Source organism: Eudoraea sp. (genome assembly GCF_049665975.1).
Taxonomy (GTDB): Bacteria; Bacteroidota; Bacteroidia; order Flavobacteriales; family Flavobacteriaceae; genus Eudoraea.
Genome location: NZ_JBATGR010000048.1, coordinates 1 through 3969 on the forward strand (window position 1 = coordinate 1; position 3969 = coordinate 3969).

The 3969-nt window shown below is 39.6% G+C and carries 3 protein-coding genes and 1 pseudogene; 2 read left to right on the forward strand and 2 right to left on the reverse strand.

Translation table 11 applies throughout. From position 1 onward, the window contains the following. Positions 1-557: pseudogene (locus tag WBN20_RS01950) on the reverse strand (PQQ-dependent sugar dehydrogenase); the annotation flags it as partial. Between the two features lie 92 nt (positions 558-649). Then, positions 650-1765, reverse strand: a complete 1116-nt coding sequence (locus WBN20_RS01955) for a Gfo/Idh/MocA family protein (protein WP_424280517.1) — start codon at positions 1763-1765, stop codon at positions 650-652. A 236-nt stretch (positions 1766-2001) separates the two neighbouring features. Here WBN20_RS01955 and WBN20_RS01960 point away from each other — a divergent pair, with 236 nt between their 5' ends. Together WBN20_RS01960 and WBN20_RS01965 are read left to right on the forward strand one after the other, a co-directional pair. Next, a complete protein-coding gene (locus WBN20_RS01960; RefSeq protein ID WP_424280518.1) occupies positions 2002-2712 on the forward strand; it encodes a hypothetical protein in 711 nt (236 codons plus the stop codon). A gap of 129 nt (positions 2713-2841) precedes the next feature. Then, positions 2842-3969, forward strand: a 1128-nt coding sequence (locus tag WBN20_RS01965) for an APC family permease (protein ID WP_424280519.1), incomplete at its 3' end; no start/stop codon positions are given.

Genomic DNA, 3969 nt, shown 5'->3' on the forward strand with positions numbered 1-3969 from the left:
GCATTGGAATATGCGCCAATATTAACGTAAATGTATCCAGCCGTATCCAGTGTAAAGGATTTGGTAGCATGTGTTCTTCCAGCTACCAGTTTGGTTACAAGTGTGTCGGGCTTTCCAGGATCTACAACCAGCCCTTCACTATTCAGCTTATATCTAAAAATTTCCTCATCGGATGATGCATATAAATATTTTTTACCCAGATATATCCCGGTTCCGCCATAATCTGCAAATCCTTTTTTTGCATCAGCTATCCCATCTCCATCGTGGTCTTCAAGGTAAATTATACCTTCTCCATCAATTGGTTTTCTTAACTTCAGATAAACACCTCCATTAGAGTTAACAGCGATATGGCGAGGTGCCCCTAAAGAATCTGCCACCTTTATTACCCCAAACCCATCGGGTACGGTTATCCCTTCATTATCCTTGCTAATACTCAAAACAGGCTCATTTGCTGTCTCCTCCTGTCTTTCTTTACAGGATGAAAATATTAGAATTGCGGTCAATAGAAAAAACCATTTTGAATTTAATCCAATTGTTTTATAGCAAGAATTGCACATAATTGTAGTATTTGCAAGCGTTAAGTTTCCAATTTTATCTAACAAAATTGCTATTTCAAAATAGCTAGAATAACCTACACAGGTGTTTAATTTCAAGTGGTGGTGAATGCTACCTTTTTGCCGGTTTTTACAGCCTTGAAAATAGCATCTATAATTTTCATATCCTTAACCCCTTCTTCTCCATCAACAGCAATAGCAGGTTCTTTATTTTCTAAAATTATTCCCGCCATTTCATCCATCTGTACGGTCTGGTGGGTAATGTGGGGATCTGTTAGTTCGCCTTTATGCGTGCGGGCTTTAATAGGTCCATAACCCGTAGACGGCTTCATTTCGGCCCACCCATCTATGCCGGCAAGGTAAAATCTATCCAGATGATTTACTGCATAGGTTGAAAGGCATGAGGCCACTGCACCCCCGGGGAATCCTAATTGAAACTGAATGGTTTCATCTATTCCTTCTTTAAATTTTACGGGGTCGTTTTTAGTCTCCTGTGCGGTCACCCAAATAGGTTCTTCCCCTATCATATAACGTGCTCCGTTAATGGAGTAAATACCGATATCCATCATAGCTCCACCCCCAGACAATTTTTTATTTAATCGCCATTGATTGGGATCACCAATAATAAAACCAGATTGCCCCTGAAAGAAAATAATTTTTCCAAATTCCCCAGCCCTGCTCATACGTACAATTTCGAGGGTTTTAGCCTCGAAATGCATTCGATATCCTATCAATAATTTAACATTAGCGGCCTTACAGGCGTCTACCATCTCCTGTCCTTCCCGGGCATTGATGCCCATTGGTTTTTCGCAGATCACATGTTTTCCGGCAAAGGCAACTCGTTTGGTAAATTCACAGTGCAGTCCGTTTGGAGTAATTATGTAAACGGCATCAATATCAGGATTGTCCTTTATTTGATCAAAGTTTTCATAATTGTAGCAGTTCTTTACCGGAATATCATATGTTGCCTGCCATTGAGTAACTTTTGAAGGTGTTCCACTAATTACCCCAACAAGTTTAGCTCGCTTACAGCTTTTCATGGCTTTTGCAACACGAGTTCCGTAACTCCCCAATCCCATAATAGCCACCCTCAATACGGGTCCTTCATAAGAACTCGTTGTCCCCGCAAAAAGTTGTGTAGAATTGTATAATATTGGCAGCCCTACCGCGGAAGCGGTAATTTTCTGAACAAAGTCTCTTCGTGTTCCCATGATTAATTATTTAGGAACTATAAACATAAGAATTAATTTAATAGGCCGCAGGATGAGTCCAAATATCTTCTCGACAGCAAAAAAGTCTGAATTATAAAGGCCGATAAATAAATATACTCATACGGACAATAATAAGTGTCTTTCGTCCTATAATGGGCACTTTATTTTTTTAAAAAATTGTATACTTATCTGGTTTCCTTTTAACTTTATTTAGTAATCTAATATAATTATATACAATGAAAAATCTAGTACTTTATTTATTTCTATTCGCTGCATTTTCCGCAAATGCACAGGATTTCTACTGGACCTATTACAATTTTAGTGTAGAACCTAAAGATGAGGCGGCCGTCTTAAAATTAGTCGAAGATTATTTTAAAGAGCATAAAAAGGATGGTGTTACCGTTCGTTTTTTTGAAAACCACTTTAATGATAGTGATAATAATTATACGCATTCCATTGGGTTTTCTGGTTCATTGGAAGCCATGGGAGCTCAATATTCCGGACAGCAAAACGATACCTGGGACTTATTTTTAACAAGAGTAAATCAGCATATCAAAGGTTCGTTTAGTTCTTCTATGGGCAAGGGCATTGCAACATATGGGGCTACTGAGGCTAGTGCGGTTTGGCCTATACAACATTATCTTTACATTAAAGTCTCCGATAATGATGCATTTCAAACCGCCCGCGAAAAGTATTTTTCCAAGTTTAAATCAGATGTCAGGTTAACGGTTTTGGGCAGTGTCAATTCTGGTCGATCACCACATGGTGAAACCCATATGGTTATTCAAGGCTATAAAGATTTTAAATCAGCAATGGCAGGCATTGATGCCCTTCTTAGCCCTGATCAGGTTGAAGCCCGAAGAAAAGCATGGAAGGAATTTGGAGAAACAAATGGTGGTGTAGAGTTAATTCGTAATGGTACCAGGATACTTCTGGGCAAATGGTAAAAGATATATAATATAGCAAAAACCTCTTCTTTTTGAAGGGGTTTTTTTATATTCATAATTACCATTTAAATCAAATAAAATCTGAGTAAGACGACAAACAAGATTGGCTGGAAAGTAGGTGCGGCCCTGGTGGTTGCCAATATGATTGGGACCGGTGTTTTTACAAGCCTGGGGTTTCAGCTTCAGGATGTTTCCAATACCTGGTCTATTCTATTGCTGTGGTCATTAGGGGGTGTCATGGCCCTTGCAGGGGCATTTTGCTACGCAGAGATAGGAAGTGCCATTAATAAATCTGGCGGTGAATATATTTTTCTGTCAAAATTATTTCATCCGCTGGCAGGATATCTTTCGGGCTGGGTTTCTCTAACTGTGGGATTTGCAGCCCCGGTGGCCCTCGCCGCTATGGCTTTGGGTGCCTATTTAGGTAATGTACTGCACGTTAATAACACTTTTTTGGCTGTTGCAGTAATACTAATAATATCGGTTATACATTCTTTCAGCCTTAATGTGAGTAGTAAATTTCAATCCTATGCCAGCTGGTTCAAGGTCTTATTGATCCTCTTTCTTATCCTTATAGGGCTTTACTATACCCAAATTGATTCCGCACTCAACTTTTCCAATTCATGGACAATAGAGATTATAACACCTTCATTTGCCATAGCTTTTGTATATGTGAGTTATTCGTATACTGGTTGGAACGCCGCATCTTATATCATTGAAGAGATAGACAACCCCAGGATTAATCTTCCAAAAGCGCTTGTCCGGGGAACACTCCTTGTTGCTGTGTTATATGTGTTTATGCAACTTGTCTTCTTAAAGCACGGGACTTTGGAGGAACTGCGAGGGCAACTGGATATTGGACATGTCTATGCTTCCAATATATTCGGCAACCAGGGTGCCAAAACCATTAATATTCTAATTTCTTTCTTTTTAATTTCCAGTATAAGTGCCATGGTTTGGGTGGGACCGCGAGTATCACTTGCTATGAGTAAGGACTTTAAGCTCTGGCAATTTTTACAACGGAAGAATAAGAATAACCTTCCAGTGACAGCAGTTTGGTTGCAAGCCCTGTTAAGCATCGCCTATGTGCTTACAGGCAGCTTTGAAAGTGTTCTGCTGTATTGTGGATTTATTTTACAGCTTAGCGCTGCCCTTACTGTTACAGGGGTGTTTGTGTTGCGAAAAAAAAAGCCTGCATCACCGCACTTTAAGGCCCCTTTTTATCCTTTGCTGCCTGTCATCTTTATCCTGTTTAGT

Coding starts and splice junctions, on each gene's coding strand:
- WBN20_RS01955 (WP_424280517.1), bottom strand. CDS start 1,765: ATGGGAACACGAAGAGACTTTGTTCAGAAAATTACCGCTTCCGCGGTA.
- WBN20_RS01960 (WP_424280518.1), top strand. CDS start 2,002: ATGAAAAATCTAGTACTTTATTTATTTCTATTCGCTGCATTTTCCGCA.